Source organism: Pectobacterium sp. CFBP8739 (assembly GCF_013449375.1).
GTDB lineage: Bacteria > Pseudomonadota > Gammaproteobacteria > Enterobacterales > Enterobacteriaceae > Pectobacterium.
Window position 1 is genome coordinate 215,718 of sequence record NZ_JACDRR010000006.1, and the last position, 20,612, is coordinate 236,329.

19 protein-coding genes are annotated in these 20,612 nt (G+C 53.1%); 10 read left to right on the forward strand and 9 right to left on the reverse strand.

The window, feature by feature from the left end:
• Positions 1 to 133: 133 nt before the first annotated feature.
• The gene (locus H0247_RS05375; protein WP_180741608.1) at positions 134 to 790 is read right to left on the reverse strand and encodes a DsbA family protein; all 657 of its coding nucleotides are present in this window, start codon (positions 788 to 790) and stop codon (positions 134 to 136) included.
• A complete protein-coding gene (locus H0247_RS05380; protein ID WP_180741609.1) occupies positions 778 to 1,659 on the reverse strand; it encodes an MBL fold metallo-hydrolase in 882 nt (293 codons plus the stop codon). Before H0247_RS05380 ends, H0247_RS05375 begins: the two co-directional genes overlap by 13 nt.
• 114 nt (positions 1,660 to 1,773) lie before the next feature.
• Between H0247_RS05380 and H0247_RS05385 the strand changes: the two genes are divergently transcribed.
• A complete protein-coding gene (locus H0247_RS05385; RefSeq protein WP_180741610.1) occupies positions 1,774 to 2,694 on the forward strand; it encodes a LysR family transcriptional regulator in 921 nt (306 codons plus the stop codon).
• 28 nt (positions 2,695 to 2,722) lie between these two features.
• Here H0247_RS05385 and H0247_RS05390 read toward each other — a convergent pair whose 3' ends face one another.
• Positions 2,723 to 3,646: a LysR family transcriptional regulator gene (locus tag H0247_RS05390; protein ID WP_180741611.1), complete on the reverse strand. Its 924-nt coding sequence runs from the start codon at positions 3,644 to 3,646 to the stop codon at positions 2,723 to 2,725.
• Positions 3,647 to 3,791: 145 nt separating this feature from the next.
• Here H0247_RS05390 and lysA point away from each other — a divergent pair, with 145 nt between their 5' ends.
• A complete protein-coding gene (gene lysA, locus H0247_RS05395) occupies positions 3,792 to 5,054 on the forward strand; it encodes a diaminopimelate decarboxylase (RefSeq protein WP_180741612.1) in 1,263 nt (420 codons plus the stop codon).
• A 212-nt stretch (positions 5,055 to 5,266) separates the two neighbouring features.
• Here lysA and H0247_RS05400 read toward each other — a convergent pair whose 3' ends face one another.
• Positions 5,267 to 6,280, reverse strand: a complete 1,014-nt coding sequence (locus H0247_RS05400; protein WP_180741613.1) for a LacI family DNA-binding transcriptional regulator — start codon at positions 6,278 to 6,280, stop codon at positions 5,267 to 5,269.
• Positions 6,281 to 6,411: 131 nt separating this feature from the next.
• Positions 6,412 to 6,756, reverse strand: a complete 345-nt coding sequence (locus H0247_RS05405) for a PTS lactose/cellobiose transporter subunit IIA (RefSeq protein WP_015841609.1) — start codon at positions 6,754 to 6,756, stop codon at positions 6,412 to 6,414.
• A gap of 254 nt (positions 6,757 to 7,010) precedes the next feature.
• Here H0247_RS05405 and H0247_RS05410 point away from each other — a divergent pair, with 254 nt between their 5' ends.
• The 5 genes from H0247_RS05410 to H0247_RS05430 all read left to right on the forward strand — a co-directional run bounded on the left by H0247_RS05410 (position 7,011) and on the right by H0247_RS05430 (position 11,484).
• Positions 7,011 to 8,348: a PTS sugar transporter subunit IIC gene (locus tag H0247_RS05410; protein ID WP_180741614.1), complete on the forward strand. Its 1,338-nt coding sequence runs from the start codon at positions 7,011 to 7,013 to the stop codon at positions 8,346 to 8,348.
• A 24-nt stretch (positions 8,349 to 8,372) separates the two neighbouring features.
• Entirely contained in the window at positions 8,373 to 9,809 is a 1,437-nt protein-coding gene (locus H0247_RS05415) for a glycoside hydrolase family 1 protein (protein ID WP_180741615.1), read from the forward strand.
• A 29-nt stretch (positions 9,810 to 9,838) separates the two neighbouring features.
• Complete coding sequence (locus tag H0247_RS05420) at positions 9,839 to 10,156, forward strand: PTS sugar transporter subunit IIB (protein ID WP_180741616.1); 318 nt, start codon at positions 9,839 to 9,841, stop codon at positions 10,154 to 10,156.
• A 90-nt stretch (positions 10,157 to 10,246) separates the two neighbouring features.
• Positions 10,247 to 11,014, forward strand: a complete 768-nt coding sequence (locus tag H0247_RS05425) for an FCD domain-containing protein (RefSeq protein ID WP_180741617.1) — start codon at positions 10,247 to 10,249, stop codon at positions 11,012 to 11,014.
• A gap of 2 nt (positions 11,015 to 11,016) precedes the next feature.
• A complete protein-coding gene (locus H0247_RS05430) occupies positions 11,017 to 11,484 on the forward strand; it encodes a GNAT family N-acetyltransferase (RefSeq protein ID WP_180741618.1) in 468 nt (155 codons plus the stop codon).
• Between the two features lie 69 nt (positions 11,485 to 11,553).
• Here H0247_RS05430 and H0247_RS05435 read toward each other — a convergent pair whose 3' ends face one another.
• On the reverse strand, positions 11,554 to 13,209 hold the full coding sequence (locus tag H0247_RS05435; protein ID WP_180741619.1) for a methyl-accepting chemotaxis protein: 1,656 nt from the start codon (positions 13,207 to 13,209) through the stop codon (positions 11,554 to 11,556).
• Between the two features lie 634 nt (positions 13,210 to 13,843).
• On the opposite strand from H0247_RS05435, the gene aas reads away from it, so the two are divergent.
• From aas to H0247_RS05450, 3 genes are read left to right on the forward strand one after another with little or no spacing between them, the layout of a single operon-like run.
• On the forward strand, positions 13,844 to 16,015 hold the full coding sequence (gene aas, locus H0247_RS05440; RefSeq protein ID WP_180741620.1) for a bifunctional acyl-ACP--phospholipid O-acyltransferase/long-chain-fatty-acid--ACP ligase: 2,172 nt from the start codon (positions 13,844 to 13,846) through the stop codon (positions 16,013 to 16,015).
• Positions 16,012 to 17,241, forward strand: coding sequence for a lysophospholipid transporter LplT (gene lplT / locus H0247_RS05445; protein WP_180741621.1), 1,230 nt, complete (start codon positions 16,012 to 16,014; stop codon positions 17,239 to 17,241). The genes aas and lplT overlap by 4 nt, the downstream gene beginning before the upstream one ends.
• A gap of 40 nt (positions 17,242 to 17,281) precedes the next feature.
• Positions 17,282 to 17,737: a GNAT family N-acetyltransferase gene (locus tag H0247_RS05450; RefSeq protein WP_180741622.1), complete on the forward strand. Its 456-nt coding sequence runs from the start codon at positions 17,282 to 17,284 to the stop codon at positions 17,735 to 17,737.
• A 458-nt stretch (positions 17,738 to 18,195) separates the two neighbouring features.
• Here the strand turns inward: H0247_RS05450 and H0247_RS05455 are convergent, their stop codons facing one another.
• The 3 genes from H0247_RS05455 to H0247_RS05465 form a co-directional block, all read right to left on the reverse strand.
• On the reverse strand, positions 18,196 to 18,324 hold the full coding sequence (locus H0247_RS05455; protein ID WP_180741725.1) for an entericidin A/B family lipoprotein: 129 nt from the start codon (positions 18,322 to 18,324) through the stop codon (positions 18,196 to 18,198).
• A gap of 404 nt (positions 18,325 to 18,728) precedes the next feature.
• Positions 18,729 to 19,475 carry an SDR family NAD(P)-dependent oxidoreductase gene (locus H0247_RS05460; RefSeq protein WP_180741623.1) on the reverse strand — a complete coding sequence of 249 codons (747 nt, stop codon included), beginning with the start codon at positions 19,473 to 19,475 and terminating at the stop codon, positions 18,729 to 18,731.
• Positions 19,476 to 19,545: 70 nt separating this feature from the next.
• Positions 19,546 to 20,235, reverse strand: a complete 690-nt coding sequence (locus H0247_RS05465) for a YafY family protein (RefSeq protein ID WP_180741624.1) — start codon at positions 20,233 to 20,235, stop codon at positions 19,546 to 19,548.
• Between the last annotated feature and the right edge of the window lie 377 nt (positions 20,236 to 20,612).

The window sequence follows — 20,612 nt, forward strand, 5'->3', positions numbered from 1 at the left end:
AACGCGGTAGCGCGTTTATTTGTCACGAAGGATCTACTTTAGCGGTTTAAAGGGATGAGATACAGACGGCATCGGGAATGAAAAAAAGGGAGCAGGCCGTGGCTTGCTCCCTTAGGAAGGTTGGTGAGAACGCTTATGCGGTCGCGTAATTGACCATCTGTGTCAGCACCTTGCGCCATGCATCGACCTGACCGAGGTAGTTTGCTGCGGGAATTTGCTGGAAATTCCCGTTAGCATCTTCTAGTGCAAATGTGGGGAAGCCTTGCCCGCGTACTTTCGCCAGTAATTCTCGGCTGGCGCTGATGTGTTTTGACAGCGCTTCTGCCTGAATAAAGGCGAACTCGGTGCAGAAAGCGTCGCCATCCAGGCCGATTTCTTCTGCACATTGACGCAGCACGGCAGCATCGGCGATCTTGAGCCCGGAAACGTAGTGCGCCTGCTCAATCTGGTACAACATCTCCATGCCTTTGTCAGCCATCGCTTCCGCAGCAAGTACGGCAGCCGTCGGCGGCGCAGAATCCAGTATGACGCTGGTATCGCGCAGCAGCCCTTCGTAATACGCTTCCCCGAAGGTTTGCCCAGTCATTTGTGCAATGCGGTGATCGTGGGGAATCACGTAATCATGCCACTCCGGGGTGATGGTACGGCTATTGCTGCCCGTCATCATTCCGCCGCCGTGGAGGATCAGATCCAACCCGTCAATCTCCTGTGCTGCCAGCGCGAGTGGGGCGGCACCGTAGCACCAGCCGCACAAGGGATCGTAAATATAATGCAGTCTTACTGTGGCCACTTCATTTCACCTTTCAGGACTTTGGCGCTCAATTCAAGACCCGATTCTTCTTTCAGCGTCGGGTAGTGTTTTTTCATTGCAGCGATGAGTTCGGCAGAATCTTTGCTTTTTGCCAGTGCTTTTTCCACTGTATCCAGATATTGCAGTGTAAACGTCACATTTTTCAAGGTGTAATCGGTTGGCGCGATAAAGTGGCCTGGCACGACGGTGGTTGGCTTCAGCGCTTCAATGGATTTCAGCGTGTCACGCCAGTGAATGCGAGATTCTGGCGTTTGGGTATCGGCAAGCCAGACATGGATGTTGGCAGACACCGGAATACCGCCGACCACGGCTTTCAGAGAAGGGATCCAGACGAACGTGCGATCTGGCGTTGGCCCTTTCAGTCCTTTCACTTCCAGTTTTTTGCCGTCAACGGTAAAGCTATCGCCTTCCAGTGCTTGAGGAACCACGATCTCTTTCGGCGCATTGTCTTTCAGAACGGGGCCCCAATGCGCCACTTTGCCGTCTTTGCTGGCGTTGATCGCGTCGATGGTTGCTTGAGTCGCAATAATTTTCGCATCTGGGAAGGCGGCTTTAATCACGTCCAGACCGAAATAGTAGTCAGGATCGGAATGGCTAATATAAACGGTGGTCAGTTTTTTGCCGGTGGCTTTAATGCGATCAACCAGCGTTTGGGCGTCGTTACGCTGGAACTGCGCATCGATCAGCGCGACTTCTTTATCGCCGCTGATAATTTCAGAAGAAACGGGGAATACACTGGCTTCACCTGGATTAAATACGTCAATTTTTAATTCAGCGGCGTGAGCAGCAGAAGCCAGGCCCAGCGAAGCAGTGAGTAAAGACACGGTAAAAGCGATAGATTTAGACATGGTGATATTCCACAGGTAACAGGTATGACAGAAAGTGGGTTCATGTTATGTTGCATTAATCGTATGAAAAACCGCAAATCAGGCAATTGTTTGTTGCATAAAACGGACTAATTAATGGATCGTATTACGGCAGCCGAAGTGTTCGTGGCTATCATCGATCGCGGCAGCATGATCGCCGCTGCAGAGACGCTGGACATGTCTCGGGCGATGGTGACGCGCTATCTGGCGGAAATGGAAGCATGGGCAGGTGCGCGGCTCTTGCACCGCACCACGCGTAAACTGAGCCTGACGGATGCCGGTGAAAAAACACTGGTGCGCTGTCGGGAGATGCTGGCGCTGACGGCGGATATGCGCGTCGAGACCGAGACCGACGATGCCACGCTAAGCGGTTTGCTGCGCGTCAGTTGTTCGCAGTCGCTGGCGCAGGGGGCGCTCGGCATGGCGATCACGACGTTCCTGCGACGACATCCTCGTGTTGCTATCGATCTGCAAATGAATAACCGAACGGTGAATCTGGTCGAGGAGCGTATCGATCTGGCGTTACGCATTACCAACGAGTTGGATCCCAATCTGATTGCCCGACCGCTTTCACGCTGTGAGTCGGTGCTGTGTGCATCGCCTTCTTATCTGAATGAGCACGGTATTCCGAGACAGTTGACCGATCTCTCGATTCACAACTGCCTGACCTATACCTATTTCGGCAAAAGCCTGTGGCATTTTTCCCGCGGTGATGAAAAATTTACGATTCCCGTTAGTGGTAACCTGAGCGGCAATGAGTCGCTGGTGCTGCTGGCAGGCGCGCTGGAAGGGGCAGGGATTGCGCTGCAACCGCGCTATTCTGTGGCACCTTATCTTGCTAGTGGACAATTAGTGGCGCTGTTGCCGGAATACCGCCCGCAGGCGATGGGGATTTACGGTATTTACACCTCGCGCCGCCAGATGCCTGCCGCGCTGCGCACCCTGCTGGATTTTCTGGTGGACTGGTTTGCGCACGATCCTCGCTGGCGGGCGCAGGCACAGCCATCGGCAATGTGACGGTACTCATCACAAGCGAATCACGTTATTAGCGCTGCAAAACCTGCTCCAGACGTGAAGGCACGTTGGCAGCGTACTGCCTGAGTTGCTCAATGACGGTATCGACCAGCGCCGACGCAGGGCGGTGCAGCGGACGAATCAGGCTAACGGTAAAGGGCACATCGATGCTGAAAGGCCGCACGACCACGCCGGAGGCGGCATAATCCAAGGCGGTGAGCGGATTGACGATAGACAGCCCGATGCCTGCCCGCACCATCGCACACACCGATGCCGCGCTGTGCGTTTCCAGCACCATCCGGCGCGACACGCCCTGTTCCTGAAACAGCTTATCCAGCAACTGGCGATAGCTATCGGCGCTCGACAGGCTGATAAAAGGCTCATCGGCAAAATCCTGCGGTGTGATCACCGTTTTTTGCGCCAGCAGATGCTCGGCAGGCAGCACGCACACTTCATTGAGTAACATCAGCGTTTGCCGCTCTGTCCCTGCGGGCGTGAGGCTGTTTTCCGTTAAGCCTAAATCGTGGCGCTGGGCGGACAACCACTCTTCCAGCAGCGGCGATTCTTGCGGAATGATGTGCAAATTAAGCCGAGGATAGCGTGCCAGCAGCGGCTTACAGACATCCGGCAGCAGTGACTGTGAGAACACGGGTAGACAGGCAACGGAAAGTTGCGCCTGCTGAAAACGGCGAATATCGCTGGCGGCGTTGATAATGCGATCCAGCCCGTAATACGAACGCTGGACTTCTTCAAACAGCTGTAGCCCCTGTGCGGTGGGGTAAAGCCTGCCGCGCAGCCGCTCGAACAGTGTCATCTGAATTAGTTTCTCAAAACGTGCCAGCTCGCGGCTGACGGTCGGCTGCGAGGTGTTCAGCAGCGCTGCCGCTTCTGTCAGATTCCCAGTCGTCATGACCGCATGGAAAATCTCAATGTGTCGTAAGGATATTGCTGCCATATCGCCTCCTTCATTCTTATTACTACCGTTGCGATAAACCATATCAGAAATGAATAGAGTCTGCTTAAAACGATATTTGTTTACCCATTGGAGGATTTTTATAGTGTTTCTCAATCACGTTTAACCCTGTAAATCGGTAACTTTTATGCCTCACGATCTGAATGACATAACCCATTCCCTGAATGCGCAAAGCCTGCGTGAACTGCCTGCCCGCTTTGGTTGCCCAGTCTGGGCCTATGACGCGCAGACCATCGTTAACCGTATCGCCCAACTGCGCCAGTTCGACACGATCCGCTTCGCGCAGAAGGCGTGTTCCAACACGCACATTTTGCGCCTGATGCGTGAGCAGGGTGTGAAAGTGGATTCGGTATCGCTGGGAGAGATTGAGCGTGCGCTGATTGCGGGGTTTGTGCCGGGCACCCAGGCACATGAGATCGTGTTTACTGCCGATCTGCTGGATCGTCCGACGTTACAGCGCGTTTCCGAACTGAATATTCCGGTGAACGCTGGTTCGGTCGACATGCTGGAACAACTGGGTCAGCAGTCGCCGGGGCACCCGGTATGGCTGCGCGTGAATCCGGGCTTTGGTCATGGTCACAGCCAGAAAACCAACACTGGCGGTGAAAACAGCAAGCACGGTATCTGGTACGGTGATTTGCCGCTGGCGCTGGCGCATATTCAGCGCTATCAGCTGAACCTGGTGGGCATCCACATGCATATTGGTTCCGGTGTGGATTATGGCCATCTGGAGCAGGTGTGTGAAGCGATGGTGCGTCAGGTTGTTGAGCTGGGGCAGGATATTGAGGCGATTTCCGCAGGCGGCGGGTTATCCATTCCGTATCGCCACGGCGAAGAAGCGATTGATACCGAGCACTATTACGGACTGTGGAACGCGGCGCGTGAGAAAATTGCCGCGCATCTCGGTCATCCGGTGACGCTGGAAATCGAGCCAGGACGTTTTCTGGTCGCGGAATCTGGCGTGTTGGTAGCGGAAGTGCGGGCGGTCAAATCCATGGGAAGCCGTCACTTTGTGCTGGTTGATGCCGGGTTTAACGACCTGATGCGTCCGGCGATGTACGGCAGCTATCACCATGTTTCTCTGCTGCCGGGTGATGGTCGCGATATCAGCCAGTCCACGCTGCGCGATAGCGTGATTGCCGGGCCGCTGTGTGAATCCGGTGATGTGTTTACCCAGCAGGCGGGTGGCGGTGTGGAGACGTTCCCGCTGCCGGATGCACAGGTGGGCGACTATCTGGTCTTCCACGACACTGGCGCGTATGGCGCATCGATGTCCTCTAACTACAACAGCCGTCCGCTGCTGCCGGAAGTGCTGTTTGAAAATGGCGAACCGCGCCTGATTCGCCGCCGTCAGACGCTAGACGAGCTGCTGGCGCTGGAAGCGCTTTAATAACCCTGATTTGGCCATGTCTGGGGTGAGGTGGTCTGCCTTTCCCCTGAACGCTGAACTAAGCACAGGGGATTGCATCAGCTATTCTGCCGACGTCCCGCATCTGTTTGACGCGCTGGAAGCCCATACGAGTGTGGTGATGTTCATTGAACATAGCTAAAGAGGGGGCCCCGAGCAGGCTGCTTGCTCGGGGAGCGGTTTTACTGTGAGTGTTACGCTGTGTAATACGGCCCTTTCTGTACCGACTCGCGGATTTTTAGCTCTCCGGTGAAGGGCTGTAGTGGTTTGACGTCTTTGCCAGCGATCAGATCCAGCACTTGCGTAATCGCGGTAGCGGCCATCTCTTCAATCGGCATGTAGACGGTGGAGAGTGACGGGTGCAGGTAGGTGGCGCAGGGTTCGTCGTCAAAGCCGAAGACGGAGACATCCTGCGGTAATTTTTTCCCCGCTTCGTACAATGCTTTCATCGCGCCAATGGCCATGTGGTCGTTGCTGGCAAACAGTGCGCTAAAGCTCATGCCGCTGTTCAGCAACTGCCGTGCGGCCTGATAGCCACTGGCCACCATGCTGGTTCCATACGCCACACGCAGTGGTTCAAACACGATCTGGTGAGTGGTTAATGCCTGCTGATAGCCCGCGAGCCGTGCCTGTGCCGTCGGCGTTTGCATCGGTGCGGTGATGCAGGCGATCTCGCGGTGACCCTGTTCGATCAGGTAATTCACCACGTCAAACGCGGCCTGCTGCTGGCGGAAGAAAATGCAGCGCTCCCGCGCCTGAGGCAGATCGCGATTCATCACGATCATCGGAATGGTTAGCGTGTCGAGCAGCGTCATGAGGTCCGATTCGGACATATAACGGGTATAGAGAATTATCGCATCGCACTGCCTGTCTGACAGAAGTTGCACCGCTTGCTGCTCATCCTCCGGCGTATCGTGCCCATCGGTCACAATGAGGTGTTTACCGTGGCTTTCCGCGATATCCGTAGCACGGCGCAGCAGGCGGCCAAAGTAAGGGCCGTCGAAATTAGAGATAACAAGACCGATACTGTTTGACGTACGGCGAGCCAGAGAACGAGCCAGAAAGTTAGGGCGGTAGCCAAGTTCGTCCATTGCCCGAAATACCGCATCGCGTGTTGCCTGCTTGACCTGACCGGTGTCGTTGAGCACGCGGGATACGGTCGCTTTAGACACCCCTGCACGTTTCGCCACTTCCTGCATGGTTTTCATGGCTGCACCTTAATTGAGTATGATGACGGGCTAAGCGCCTGTCCATCCCTGTTACGAACATCATAGGACATGCTACCACAGGCCTATTGTTGGGTTTAACGTCCGGTGCTCGTTTCTCAATCAAATTTTTGTCAGTTTTGTGATGTGGCCATTTCTCGTCGTAATAGGACAATCTCTTCTGCTAAATCCCGGCATAGCATCGCGGTCATCAGATGATCCTGCGCATGCACCATGATCAGATTGACGGGCACTTTGCCTTCCCCTTCGTCCAGACCGATCAGCCGTGTTTGAACACGGTGAGCCTCACGTGCGGCTTCGAGCGACGCGGCGAGCAGGTCGTCAGCCTGTTGCCATTCCCGTTGACGCGCAGCTTGAATCGCCATCATGGCGTTTGAGCGCGCTTCACCCGCATTAATCAGAAGCTCCATCACGGTTTGTTCCATATCGAATGCAGGGAGGTTCTCTGTGTCTTTCATCATCAATTTCCTTCTCGCTGTCAGGGATCGGCTCTACGTCCACTGACCATTTATGGTATGCCAAAAATCACATTTTCATCATATTGGAATTCCAATATTGCCTTGTGAGAATCCTGTCACAGAAAAATAATTCATTATGGTTGATTTTTGGTATGCCAAACGCGAAAGCGCGGTACCTGCATTTACCCTGCGCGTAACGGCCATCCCGCGTGTTACACGCGATATAACAATATGATGATGAAAGAGGTGGTGTTATGTCATTTAAGGACCAACTGATTGATTCATTGGGCTCTTTTGCCAATAAATTTAACAGTCTGCGTTATATTATGGCGATTAAGGCATCCTTTATTACGCTGATGCCCGTCATTATCGTCGGGGCGTTTTCCGTTCTGATTTCCAACATGGTGATGGATCCGAAAAATGGTCTGGCCAGTTTTTCTATGTTTTCTTTTCTGGCTGAACTGAAACCGATTATGAGCGGCATTAACTATGCCACGCTCAGCTTTCTGACTATCGGTGCCGTTTTCCTGATTGGTATCGAACTCGGGAAGATTAACGGTTCACGCGGGCTGTTTCCCGGCTTGCTGGCGGTGATCTGCTTTATTGCCGTGACGCCAACCACGATTGAAATGGCCGTTAACGGGCAGATGATGGTGGTGAAAGACGTGCTGGCGAAACAGTTCTCCGATACGAAGAGCCTGTTTCTGGGGATGTTCATCGCCATCCTGTCTGTCGAGATGTATACCAAGCTGCAAAATGTCGATCGATTGCAGATTAAAATGCCGGACAGCGTACCGCCCAACGTTGCGGCCTCTTTTTCTGCGCTGTTTCCTTCCATCATCACGGTTGTCGCTATCGCCACCTTCGGGTTTGTGTTTCACCGCGTGACGGGCATGTACCTGTATGACGCCGTTTATAAAGTCGTGCAGCAGCCGCTGGAATCGGTGGTGCAAAGCCTACCTGGTTTACTGGTGCTGATGTTTGTCGCACAGTTGTTCTGGGTGATCGGCATCCACGGTAACCAGATGATTAAACCGATTCGTGAGCCGCTACTGCTGGGGGCGATTGCCGTCAACATGACCGCGTTCGAGCAGGGGCATGAGATCCCGAACATTATCACCATGCCATTTTGGGATGTGTACATGAGCATCGGCGGTTCCGGCCTGACCATTGGTCTGCTGCTGGCGGTGATGATTGCATCCAAGCGCAAAGAGATGAAAGAGATCGCCAAAATTTCTTTCGGCCCCAGCGTGTTCAATATTAATGAGCCGGTGATTTTTGGTATGCCGATTATGCTCAACCCGATTTTAGCTATTCCCTTCATTATCACACCGTTAGTGACGGGGACGATCGGCTATTTCGCGACCAGCATGGGGTTTGCGGGTAAAGCGGTGGTGATGGTGCCGTGGACGACACCGCCGATCATTAACGCCTGGCTGTCGACGGCAGGATCGATGGGGGCCGTCGCGACACAGATCGTGTGCATCATCGTTGCGATGTTGATCTATCTGCCGTTTGTCAAAGTGGCGTCCCGTCGTGCCGAGCTGGCGCAGTTGGAAGCAGAAAAACAGGTCGCAGCGGAAAAAGCCTGAAACGGACGAGAAGAGAGGTAATGCATGAGTAAGGTTGCACTGACTATTCCACCTGATTTTATTCTGGGCGCGGCGGCATCGGCATGGCAAACGGAAGGATGGAGCGGCAAGAAAGAAGGGCAGGATTCCTATCTGGATCTCTGGTACAAGCAGGATCGTCAGGTCTGGCACAACGGCTATGGCCCGGCAAAAGCGACGGACTTCTTTAATCGCTATCGGGAAGATGTAGCACTGATGAAACTGGCGGGGCTGACGCACTATCGTACGTCGATCAACTGGTCACGCTTTATGCTGGACTATGAGAAAGGCATCGTCGATGAGGAGTATGCCGCCTATATCGATAACCTGCTGGATGAAATGCACCGGCAGGGGATCGAGCCGATGATCTGTCTCGAACATTACGAGCTGCCCGCCTGCCTGCTGGAGAAGTATCAGGGCTGGTCATCCAAGCAGGTGGTGGAGTGGTTTGTGCTGTACGCCGACGCGGTTTTCGCCCGCTATGCCGGGAAAGTGAAGCGCTGGTTTACCTTCAATGAGCCAATTGTGGTGCAGACGCGCGTTTATCTGGACGCGCTACGCTACCCTTATGAACAGAACACGCACACCTGGATGCAGTGGAATCACCATAAGAATCTGGCGACGGCAAAAGTGGTGCAGCGGTTTCGGCAGCAGGGCTATCACCGTGATGGCGGCTCGATCGGCGTGATCCTCAATCCCGAAGTGACGTATCCACGATCCCGAGCGGAACACGATGTGAAAGCGGCGCACCTTTACGATCTGTTCTATAACCGGGTGTTTCTCGATCCGGCGTTGAAAGGTGAGTATCCGGCAGAGCTGGTGGCGCTGCTGGCACAGCATCAGGTGAAGTGGGATTACACGGAAGACGAGCTGGCGATCATTCGGGATAACACTGTCGATGAGGTAGGGATCAACCTGTATTACCCGCACCGAGTCAAAGCGCCCAGCCGCGAATGGAACAAAGAGACGCCGTTCCATCCGGCCTATTACTACGAGCATTTTGAGCTGCCGGGGCGTCGTATGAACACCTCGCGCGGCTGGGAGATCAATCCCAAGATCATTTACGACATGGCGAAACGCATGGAGCGTGACTACGGCAATGCGCCGTGGTTTGTGGCGGAAAATGGCATCGGTATTGAGAACGAATCGCGCTTTAAAGACGACAAGGGGGTGATTCAGGACGATTACCGCATTGCCTTTATCGCTGAGCACCTGTACTGGACGCTGAAGGCGAAGGAAGAGGGCGCAAACTGCCGCGGCTACATGCTATGGGCGTTTACCGACAACGTCTCGCCGATGAACGCGTTTAAAAATCGCTACGGATTGATCGAAATCGATCTGGAGCAGGATCGGCAACGGCGGCCGAAAAAATCCGCTGCCTGGTTTCGCCAGCTACACGACACGCGTCGGCTTGAATTGACGCTGGATGATGAAGAGAAGTAGGTGCAGATAACCAAAATGAGGAACGGAATATGAAAAGAATCGTACTGGCTTGCTCGGCAGGCATGTCGACCTCACTGGTGGTCACCAAGATGGAGAAAGAAGCGGAAACTCGGGGAATGGAACTGAAAATTTACGCCATCCCGGAACAAAACCTGCGGGATGAATTGCAGGAGTTCAGCAGCGATATTATTGCCGTTTTACTGGGGCCGCAGGTGCGTTTCAAGCTTAACGAAAATAAAAAGCTGACGGATAGCTACCAGATTCCTATCGCGGTGATCGACCCTGTCGCCTACGGCACATTAAATGGCGCAAAAGTGCTGGATCAGGCGCTGAGTTTGGTAGACTAGCGCACCGCCGCGACGTCAGTACGTGGCTGGGTATATTCGGTGCGGGCCTGACGTCCGCACCTAGGGCGACAGTGCATGTAGGGTGAAAGCGTGGCGAAGGATGTGGTTCTGCAAGAGAAGAAGCAATATCAGGAAATCGGCTGTGATTTACGTCAGAAGATTCAGTCAGGGGATTATCCCGTCGGATCGCGCCTTCCTCCTGAACGAAATATTGCGGAAACCTATGGCGTTAGCCGGACGATAGTACGCGAAGCGCTACTGATGCTGGAACTGGAAGGCACGGTCGATATTCGTCAGGGATCGGGGGTTTATGTCCTGCGCATTCCCGATGAAGACGAGGCGGCAGACGGCGCTAAAAGCCATATCGGCGCGTTTGAAATGCTACAGGCTCGCCAACTGCTCGAAAGCAACATCGCTGCGTTTGCAGCTCGTATGGCGACGCGGGCGGATATCGAAAACCTGCGCAAGACGCTGGAGCAAGAGCAAGCGGCGATTGCCGGAAAAGATTACCGCGGCGATTTCGATCGCCTGTTCCACCTGCAAATTGCCGGTGCGACACAAAACCAGATGCTGCTGGAAACGGTCAGCAATATCTGGGCGTGCCGTGACGATAACGCGCTTTGGCAGCAGCTTTATACCCACGTTGGGACACAGGGTTATCGCCTGAAATGGCTGGCGGATCATCAGGCTATTCTGGCGGCGCTGCGGCGTCGTGATGTGTCAGGGTCTTATCAGGCCATGTGGCAGCACCTCGAAAACGTTAAAAATACGTTGATGGAAATCTCTGACGCTGATGCACCGGAGTTTGACGGCTATTTGTTTGAGTCTGTGCCGATCTTCCAGGGGAAACTGGTGTAATCATGACGGACATGTCTAGCGTGAAAATTGTTTATCTGGCGGATCACCCTCAGCATCAAGAGCAGGTGATTGACTGGATTTGGCAGGCGTTCGGCAGCGAGAACAGCCGTGAATTCTTTGCCAGCGTAGTGCGTAATAGCCTGAACCCAGCGGCGCTGCCACTGACGTTTATCGCGCTGGAAGGCGAGCGCTTAGTCGGGACGGTGGGATTATGGCGCTGCGATTTAATCAGCCGACAGGATCTGACGCCCTGGCTGGCATCGCTGTACGTGGAAGAAAGCCAGCGTGACAAAGGGCTGGGTCTGGCGCTGCAACAGCACGTACTGGACTTCTGCCGCCGTCAGGGTTTTGACGATCTCTATCTGTACGCCACCTTTAGCGGCTATTACGAAAAACACGGCTGGCGTTACATCGGCGATGGGGTGGACTACCCAGATAAAACCGTCCGGCTGTATCACCAGTCGCTGTAGGCTGTCCCTTCGTCTTAGTCGTGTTTCTATGCAGGCTAAGAGACAGCAGATGCGGAGAAGTTGCGGACATCAGAACGAGGTCCAGTCACCTTCACCCGCTGTGGTAGCACTTTTACCCGGTGCGGCCAATGCCGGTTGCAGGGCTAACGAAGGCGCTGCCGCTGGCGTACGGGCGACCTGGTGATCGTTACCCAGACGGAACTGGCTGACCGTCTCGGCCAACTGGGCGGCCTGCTGCTGGAGCGATTGCGTGGCGGCTGACGCTTCATTCACCAGCGACGCATTCTGCTGGGTCGTGACTTCCATCTGGTTTACCGCGACGTTCACTTGCTCAATGCCCATCGTCTGCTCATTGCTGGCAGAGCTAATCTCGCCGACCAAATCACTGACCTTGCGCACGCCGTTGACGATATCCTGTATTGACGCGCCCGCTTGCACCACCAGCCGGTTGCCTGCTTCCACGGTTTGAACGGAACGATCGATCAGTTCTTTGATCTCTTTGGCGGCAGAGGCGCTACGCTGCGCCAGACTGCGTACTTCACTGGCGACCACGGCGAAACCACGGCCTTGTTCACCTGCCCGCGCGGCTTCTACGGCGGCATTCAACGCCAGAATGTTGGTTTGGAACGCAATGCTGTCGATCACGCCGATGATATCGACGATCTTCTTCGACGAAGAATCAATCGCGCCCATGGTTTTCACCACTTCTGCGACCAGTTGTCCGCCCGACTGTGCTTGCTGCGTGGTCGACTGCGCCAACTGGTTGGCTTGACGCGCGTTATCGGCATTCTGCCTGACCGTCGAACTCAACTGCTCAATGGATGCGGCGGTTTCCTGTAGCGCACTAGCCTGTTCTTCCGTGCGGCTGGATAGATCGATGTTGCCTGCGGCAAGCTGTGAAGACGCGCCGGCGATAGATTCAGAGCCCTGACGAACTTCACCAACAATAGAACGTAGACGCACTGTCATGTCTTGCAGGGCGTGCAGCAATTGGGCGGCTTCATCGCGTCCTTCCGGCTGCACGTTATGCGTCAGGTCACCCGCTGCGACGGCTTGTGTCGCACGTACTGCCCGCGCCAGCGGCTGCACGATACTGCGTGTGAGCACCCAGGCGATCAGGACGCCGATGATGGCGCTCAGCGCACCGGTCACCGCGAGAATGAGGTCGCCACGGCTGGCGCCAGCGTTAATGTCTTGCCCCATTTGGTCGATGCTGGCGCGCTGATGATCACGCAGCGCTTCCACGCTGGCCAGATAACCGTTGGAAGCCGGAACGAATTCGTTGTCGAAGAGCGTTCTGGCACGATCGAAATTACCTGCACCTTTTTCCGCGATAATTGCATCGCGCTTTTTGATGTAGGACTGACGGTATTCGCCGACTTTGTCGAATAAGGCTTTTTCTTCGGGAGTGGAAATCAGGCTGGCAAATTGCTCCTGCCGTTTACCGCTTTCTTTACTAGCGCGCGTGTTTTCCGCCGCAAACAGCTCAACCAGTGAATCGTCATTGCTGCGGGCAACCGCCATGCTGCGTTGGACGCCAGCGACAAGCGTGGCATGCCAGTCTGATGCCAGCCGCTCCTTACGCAGCGGTTCTTGCATCATCTGTTGCGTACTGTGGGACACCTGGTTGAGTTGATAAATGCCGCTGGTCAGCATGGCCAGAGAAAGGGCAATAAGCAGGCCAAAGCCGCCGGCCAGTCGGGTACCTATTTTGTAGTTCTTCATTATTCGTTACACACACCTGGTTAAGTTCAATGTCTGCCCCATGCAGACTCCGCGATCCTACTCCTCACTTTCTGATTGATTCTGCTGAAAAAGTGGACTAATGCCCCTGTATTTAAAGAGTCATTTACCCATAAAAAGTCAGGAAATGTGATCGGACGGTAAAAGGGCGAAAAACAGACATCCGAGGGAAAAGGAACCTTTCGGGGAAAATAGCGGGATTTATGCGGCGAAAGTCGGGTGAAACGGCGGCTGCCTTACATGATTCGCTAGAATTTTACAGTTGGTTGCACTTATAGGATAACTCTTTCGATTCATCGCTGGTGAAGATAAGTGGCGATCCTTAGAGTAACAAGTCCCAGAGGTATTGATTGGTGATATGTCGATGTGCTCTGTACATTGAAATCATTTGATTACACCAACCTACGCGGATGCGTAGGTTTTTTTTTGCCTGAATTTTCCGTTTTTGTTATCTCCCGCAATTTTCATGCGATGTGAATGCTGTGCCGACGGCAACCTTCACGTTCAGCCGCGTACCCGTCACTTGAAGTATGATAGGTATGTAGTATTTTGACGTATCGCTCGGTGGTTTTGCGCTTCGGCAAGCTGCCCGTTTATCTGTCTATTGGGAGAAGGCATGATTCATACCCTGTTACGTTGGGTGTTCCAGCGTCTGTACCGCATCCGGATCGAGGGCGACAGCAGCCAGTTTCAGCAAGCCAAATTGCTCATCACCCCTAACCACGTCTCTTTCCTTGATGGTGTTTTGCTGGCGTTATTCTTACCGATAAAACCCGTCTTTGCGGTGTACTCTTCCATTTCCGAACGCTGGTTTATGCGCTGGCTGAAGCCGTATATCGATTTCGTGCCGTTAGATCCCACCAAGCCGTTGGCGATAAAAGCGTTGATTAAGGTGATCGATCGTGGTCAGCCTGTCGTGGTTTTTCCCGAAGGGCGAATCAGTGTTACCGGATCGTTGATGAAAATTTACAGCGGCGCGGCGTTTGTCGCGGCGAAATCCGGGGCGACGATTATCCCCGTGCGCATTGATGGCGCCGAGTTCACGCCGTTTGGCCGGTTGGCGGGTGTGTTTAAACGCCGCTGCTTCCCACCAATCACGATCACCTATTTACCACCTACCACATTGCCGATGCCGGAAGCCAGCAGTGCCAGAGAACGCCGTGCGCTGGCTGGTGAACACTTGCACCAGATTATGATGAAGGCGCGAATGGACACGCGTCCACAGCATACGCTGTATCAGGCCTTTCTGGCGGCGAGAACCCGTTACGGACGGCGTTCTGCCAGCATTGCGGATATCTCCTTCAAGGAAGACAGCTATCAGGGCTTATTGAAAAAATCGCTGGGCGTATCGCGCATTTTGCAGCGTTTCACCCGTGCGGATGAACATGTCGGTATGTTGTTGCCCAACGCGACCATCACCGCAGCATCCATTCTGGGTGCCTCGCTGCGTAACCGCGTTCCTGCCATGCTGAACTACACCGCTGGCGCGAAAGGGCTACAAAGCGCGATGAAAGCGGCGGGGATCAAAACGATTGTCACGTCTCGCCAGTTTCTTGAAAAGGGCAAGCTGACGGATTTGCCGAAGCAGGTCAGCGAGGCCAACTGGGTCTATCTGGAAGACTTGAAAGACACCGTGACGCTGGCTGATAAGCTGTGGATCCTGTTTCATCTGCTGTTCCCAGCTCGCGCGATGCTGCCGCAAAAACCCGATGATGCGGCCATCGTGCTGTTTACCTCTGGTTCCGAGGGAAACCCGAAAGGCGTCGTGCATTCTCATGACAGCCTGCTGGCGAATGTTGAGCAGATTCGCACCGTGGCGGACTTCACGCCGCGTGACCGCTTTATGTCTGCGCTGCCGCTGTTCCATGCGTTTGGTCTGACGGTGGGGCTATTAACGCCGCTGATGACGGGCGCTCGCGTGTTCCTTTATCCCAGCCCGCTGCATTATCGCATCGTGCCGGAGCTGGTTTACGACCAGAACTGCACCGTGCTGTTTGGTACGTCTACGTTTTTAGGCAACTATGCGCGCTTTGCCCATCCGTATGATTTTGCTCGCCTGCGCTATGTGGTTGCTGGGGCAGAAAAGCTGTCTGAAACCACGCGTCAGGCCTGGCAGGACAAATTTGGTATCCGCATTCTGGAAGGCTACGGCGTGACCGAGTGCGCGCCGGTGGTGGCGATCAACGTGCCGATGGCGACGAAAATCCATTCCGTCGGCAAGCTGTTGCCGGAAATTGAATCGCGGTTGATCACGGTGCCGGGCATTACGCGCGGTGGCCGCCTGCAACTGCGTGGGCCAAATATCATGAAAGGCTATCTACGGGTGGAAAACCCCGGCGTGCTGGAAACGCCAGCGGCAGAAAATGCGCAGGGAGAGTTGCAGCAGGGCTGGTATGACACCGGTGATATCGTCGAACTGGATGAAAAAGGGTTCTGCACCATTATCGGCCGTGTGAAGCGCTTTGCCAAACTGGCGGGGGAGATGGTCTCGCTCGAAAGCGTAGAACAACTGGCTGCGAAGGTGTCGCCGGAAGCGCAGCATGCCGCCAGTGCGAAAAGTGACAGCAGTAAAGGCGAGGCGCTGGTGCTGTTTACGACGGACAACCAGATCACCCGTGACGCATTGCTTGCACAAGCTCGCAGCAGCGGCGTACCGGAACTGGCGGTGCCGCGTGATATTCGCTATGTGAAAGCCTTACCGCTACTCGGCAGCGGCAAGCCTGACTTTGTCACGCTACGCCACATGGCCGAAGAACCAGCCACTAACGCGTCGGAGCTTAATGCATGAGTCAACAGACTGAACCCGCGACGCCTTTGCTGTCGCGCAGTATGAGCGCGGTGATTATCGCGCAATTCTTCTCCGCGTTTGGCGATAACGCGCTGTTGTTTGCCACGTTAGCGCTGATCAAACAGCTGGTGTATCCCGACTGGAGCCAGCCGTTTTTGCAGATGGGGTTTGTCGCCGCGTACATCATTCTGGCACCGTTTGTCGGGCAAATCGCGGACAGCTTCTCCAAAGGGCAGGTGATGATGTTCGCCAATACCCTGAAGCTGGCGGGTGCGCTGCTGATTTGCGTGGGCGGTAATCCGTTTCTGGGATACACGCTGGTGGGGATTGGTGCCGCCGCGTATTCACCAGCGAAATACGGCATTTTGGGTGAGATCACGCGTGGCGATCAGTTGGTCAAAGCCAATGGGCTGATGGAAGCCTCAACAATTGCGGCGATCCTAACTGGTTCCGTCGCTGGCGGCGTGCTGGCGGACTGGAACATTTACGGGGCGCTGTCGGTTTGTGCGGTGGCTTACGGCATAGCGCTGGGAGCGAACATGCTGATCCCTCGTCTCAACGCGGCGCGGCCAGGACAGCCGTGGCATCCGGTGCAGATGGCGAGCAGCTTCTTTTCTGCCTGTCGGGTGCTGTGGCGCGATGGCGACGCCCGGCTCTCGCTGATCGGCACCAGTATGTTCTGGGGCGCGGGCGTGACGCTGCGCTTTCTGCTGGTGCTGTGGGTGCCGCATGCGCTTGGGATTACCGACAATGCCACGCCAACGCTGCTTAACGCGATGGTCGCCGTGGGCATCGTGGTGGGGGCTGGGGCGGCTGCGAAGCTGGTAACGCTCGATAGCGTGCGGCGCTGCCTGCCCGCGGGGTTCCTAATCGGCGTAGTGGTGGTGATTTTTACGCTCCAGCACAACCTCATGAGCGCCTACTCCCTGCTGATTCTGCTGGGGGCGCTGGGTGGGTTCTTCATTGTCCCGCTGAATGCGTTGTTGCAGGAGCGTGGGAAGGCTAGCGTCGGTGCGGGGAATGCGATCGCCGTGCAGAATTTGGGTGAGAACGGCGCTATGCTGTTAATGTTGGGGCTCTATTCTCTGGTGGTGAAACTCGGCGTGTCGGTTATCACCATCGGGATTGGCTTTGGCGTCTTGTTTGCGCTGGCTATTGCGCTGCTGTGGGCATGGCTGATTCTGGCTAAGCGCCACGATCGTTCCGTCGGCGCAGGTAAAGAATAAACGTATCGTGTAATGAACACATTGTGTAATGGGGAAAGGTATGAGTTTGATATGGCATGACTGGGATGTGGCAGACCTTAACGTGTATTCACTGCATGACATATTGGCGCTGCGCAATCAGGTATTCGTAGTCGAGCAAACCTGTCCCTATTTGGATATTGATGGTCGCGATCTGGTGGACGGCAATCGCCATATTGCGGCGTACCGTGACGGCAAACTGGCTGCGTATGCTCGCTTGCTCGCTCCCCATCCGAATAACGATGTGGTGACGATTGGCCGTGTGATTGTCGCGTCGCATGCTCGAGGGCAACATCTGGGGCATCAACTGATGGAGCACGCGCTGATTGCCTGTGCACGCCACTGGCCGCAAAAGCATCTTTTCCTGTCCGCGCAGGCTCACCTGCAAGCGTTCTACGGTGCGTTCGGCTTTGTGGCGACCGGTGAGGAATATGACGAAGACGGCATTCCGCATATTGATATGCTGTCGGCGTTCTGAAATTAGGGATTCCTAAAAACCTAGATTTAGCATTCTGTCAGTACCCTAAATGTTTCGTGCGCGTTGATTAAGGCTATTTTTGCAACCATTGTCGTATGCGCCCGACACGGTGCAGCTCAATCGCCGCTGCCCCGTGACCCCAGGCTTCTTGCGGGGAATCACGCCGCTTCGCGGTGCCTTCGACGCTCATGCCCGCTGCCGGACCACCAGCGACGCGCTCCCGACGCGGCGCTGGCTTTCACGGCATCCATGCCGTTCATCCGGCGGTCATGTTCGTCTCCGCGTGATTCTTTACGCGTGTAACATCATAAAAATGAAAAGATTAAATCCAGAATGTTGTCGTTTGTTCTGGAAATTCATTCGTTTTAGAGAGGGCATGTAGCGGAAGTTATTGGGATTGTGGCTTAAACAAAAAAACCGGCTAACGTATGGCCGGTTTTTTGCTATCTGAAAGCTGATTAGCTGGCAGCGTGGGAAATGGTGCTACCGAGTTTTTGCACATCCTGGCCAAAGCCGCGCGTGGTGTTACAGCCGCTCAATGTTGCTGTGACCAGCAACGCCACTATGATCGTTGTTATACGTTTCATCATCGTTACCAGCAGGTTGTTGATAAACAGGGTTTGATAGAAAGACCTTGATAGGGTTTTACTGTGTCATAACCGCAGGTAAAAATTCAATCCTCGTTTAGCCTGAACCGGCTGATATTGTTTGAGATTGTGTTGCGGCTTATATGTAGCCGCTCTGGCCTGAGTTGGTACGGTTACTGCACAGAGTTAAACCTAATCTGACGGGCGGTTTTGTGCCAAAAACAGACTTTTCTAACGTCGATGATGTACTAATCAATGGAGAGCCGATCATGAATCCTCACATTAATCCATACTGGAAATACTTTCATCACAGGCTCGATAATGGAAGCGTTTACTATACACTTCATCGAGCCTACGACTTTGGCGAGGCAATTCTTAGCGTTTAAAAGGGCTTTAGGGAAATTTTACTTGGCTAAATAGCCACCATCGATTGGATAAACTCCGCCGGTACAGAACGCGGAATTATCTGACAGCAAAAACAATATGAAGTCTGCTATTTCTCGCATTTTTGCCATTCTTTTCATAGGGTGGCTATTTGCGAAACTACATACGATATTTTCTGGGAACTCACTCATTCGTGGGGTTTGGACATAGCCCGGAGCGACTGCATTGATTCGAATGCCTTGACATGCAAACTCTAGCGCTGCGGTTTGGGTTAAACCGATTATACCATGTTTAGCCACGGTGTAAGGTGCTAATCCAGGAATGCCAACCAAACCATTTACTGCGGATAAATTAACTATAGAGCCACCAAACTTCATCATCTGAGGTATTTCATATTTTAGACAGTAAAAAACGCCGCTCAATGAGGTGGCAATAACCTTATCCCAGTTTTCAATTGTCTGCTCAGTTATATTTTTACCATGTTCACCGGTTAAACCTGCATTATTTACTGCATAATCAAGTCTGCCGAAATGTTTGATAACATCATCTATCATTTGCCGTACTTGTTCGGGCTGTGACACATCACATCCGATCCCTACGGCTTGTTGTCCCTGTGAAGATAATTGTTTCGCTTTTTGTTTAGCCTGTTCTGACGAACGGGATACAATAACGACCTTAGATCCATGTTTGTGTAATTGCTCTGCGACTGCCTCACCTATACCTGCGGTACTTCCTGTTATGACAGCAACTTTATTCTTGAAATGCATGATTTCCCCTATGAAATAGAATTGAGTCTTTCACCTGGGGTAGTATACAAATTAGCTGTGACAGTTTTTGTCAGTATTCTTTCTCCTCACGGATCCCTTCTTTTACTCTCCATTTTTTCAATAAAACTGCCCTTGCTTCACTATATGTGGAATCCAGTTGCACAATGTCTTGAATTTTGTCAGTTCTAAAATGACGAAAATCATTTCTCATCTCACACCATGCAACCAAAAGCCAGCATGACTCCATGTATACCAATCCGATGGGCCATATGACTCGAAAAGAGTAAGAATTCTTCTTGTCACAATACGTGATTTTTATTCTTTTTCGCTTTTTAATAGCATTGCGAATGTCTTCAAAAAAAATCTCATTTTTTTCTGAAGGACCGATCAGATAGGATTGACTCTCAATAAGGTTTTTTAATTCACTGGGAATGACAGAATGTATTTTTGCAAGCGCCTTCTTTGCGGTAATTTTGAAATGATAATCCGTATTATGAGACACCCAATTTAACCCAAGTGTAATGGCATTGATTTCCTCATGGGAAAGGTTTAAGGGCGGCAAATGAAAGTCAGACTTAACGATGTAACCAATTCCAGCACCACCTTCAATGCATACTCCTTGATGCTGTAGCGTTTTTATATCTCTGTAAAGAGAGCGCACACTTATTCCCAATTTTTCTGAGAGTGTGGATGCAGTTATCGGATATCTTTGTGCCCTTAATATCTCTAGTAATTCGAGAAGTCTTTCTGTTCTAGTCATGTTGATAAATCCATCTTGGTCTTGAGACGATTTCTTAAATCATCTATTAGATAAGCATCTTAGTACAAAGCAAGTGTACATGGCTAAGTTGAGCTGCTACCGATGATTACTACAGCGCTATGTTCGTAATGCGTACATAAGCGATGATCATGAGTGTAAACGTCAGCACCTCGTTCATTACAGCCTGTCAGATTTAATCGCGTTCTATTAGCGAAAACCGTCAGTTCACGTCTGAGCTAATGAAACCTATGGTCGCTGAAAAGGGCTCATAGCCACTTAAGATGCCGCACAATGTCCTGCGACTGATGAAGGAGCTGTAAGCGTTGCAAAAGGAGAAAGAGGGTGGGAAGCAATGGGCAGGTTTTCTGTGGTAAACC

Bases quoted from the DNA above. Each gene is read 5' to 3' on its own strand.
- H0247_RS05380 (WP_180741609.1), bottom strand. From the start codon at position 1,659: ATGTCTAAATCTATCGCTTTTACCGTGTCTTTACTCACTGCTTCGCTG.
- H0247_RS05385 (WP_180741610.1), top strand. From the start codon at position 1,774: ATGGATCGTATTACGGCAGCCGAAGTGTTCGTGGCTATCATCGATCGC.
- H0247_RS05390 (WP_180741611.1), bottom strand. From the start codon at position 3,646: ATGGCAGCAATATCCTTACGACACATTGAGATTTTCCATGCGGTCATG.
- lysA (WP_180741612.1), top strand. From the start codon at position 3,792: ATGCCTCACGATCTGAATGACATAACCCATTCCCTGAATGCGCAAAGC.
- H0247_RS05400 (WP_180741613.1), bottom strand. From the start codon at position 6,280: ATGAAAACCATGCAGGAAGTGGCGAAACGTGCAGGGGTGTCTAAAGCG.
- H0247_RS05405 (WP_015841609.1), bottom strand. From the start codon at position 6,756: ATGAAAGACACAGAGAACCTCCCTGCATTCGATATGGAACAAACCGTG.
- H0247_RS05410 (WP_180741614.1), top strand. From the start codon at position 7,011: ATGTCATTTAAGGACCAACTGATTGATTCATTGGGCTCTTTTGCCAAT.
- H0247_RS05415 (WP_180741615.1), top strand. From the start codon at position 8,373: ATGAGTAAGGTTGCACTGACTATTCCACCTGATTTTATTCTGGGCGCG.
- H0247_RS05420 (WP_180741616.1), top strand. From the start codon at position 9,839: ATGAAAAGAATCGTACTGGCTTGCTCGGCAGGCATGTCGACCTCACTG.
- H0247_RS05430 (WP_180741618.1), top strand. From the start codon at position 11,017: ATGACGGACATGTCTAGCGTGAAAATTGTTTATCTGGCGGATCACCCT.
- H0247_RS05435 (WP_180741619.1), bottom strand. From the start codon at position 13,209: ATGAAGAACTACAAAATAGGTACCCGACTGGCCGGCGGCTTTGGCCTG.
- aas (WP_180741620.1), top strand. From the start codon at position 13,844: ATGATTCATACCCTGTTACGTTGGGTGTTCCAGCGTCTGTACCGCATC.
- lplT (WP_180741621.1), top strand. From the start codon at position 16,012: ATGAGTCAACAGACTGAACCCGCGACGCCTTTGCTGTCGCGCAGTATG.
- H0247_RS05450 (WP_180741622.1), top strand. From the start codon at position 17,282: ATGAGTTTGATATGGCATGACTGGGATGTGGCAGACCTTAACGTGTAT.
- H0247_RS05455 (WP_180741725.1), bottom strand. From the start codon at position 18,324: ATGAAACGTATAACAACGATCATAGTGGCGTTGCTGGTCACAGCAACA.
- H0247_RS05460 (WP_180741623.1), bottom strand. From the start codon at position 19,475: ATGCATTTCAAGAATAAAGTTGCTGTCATAACAGGAAGTACCGCAGGT.
- H0247_RS05465 (WP_180741624.1), bottom strand. From the start codon at position 20,235: ATGACTAGAACAGAAAGACTTCTCGAATTACTAGAGATATTAAGGGCA.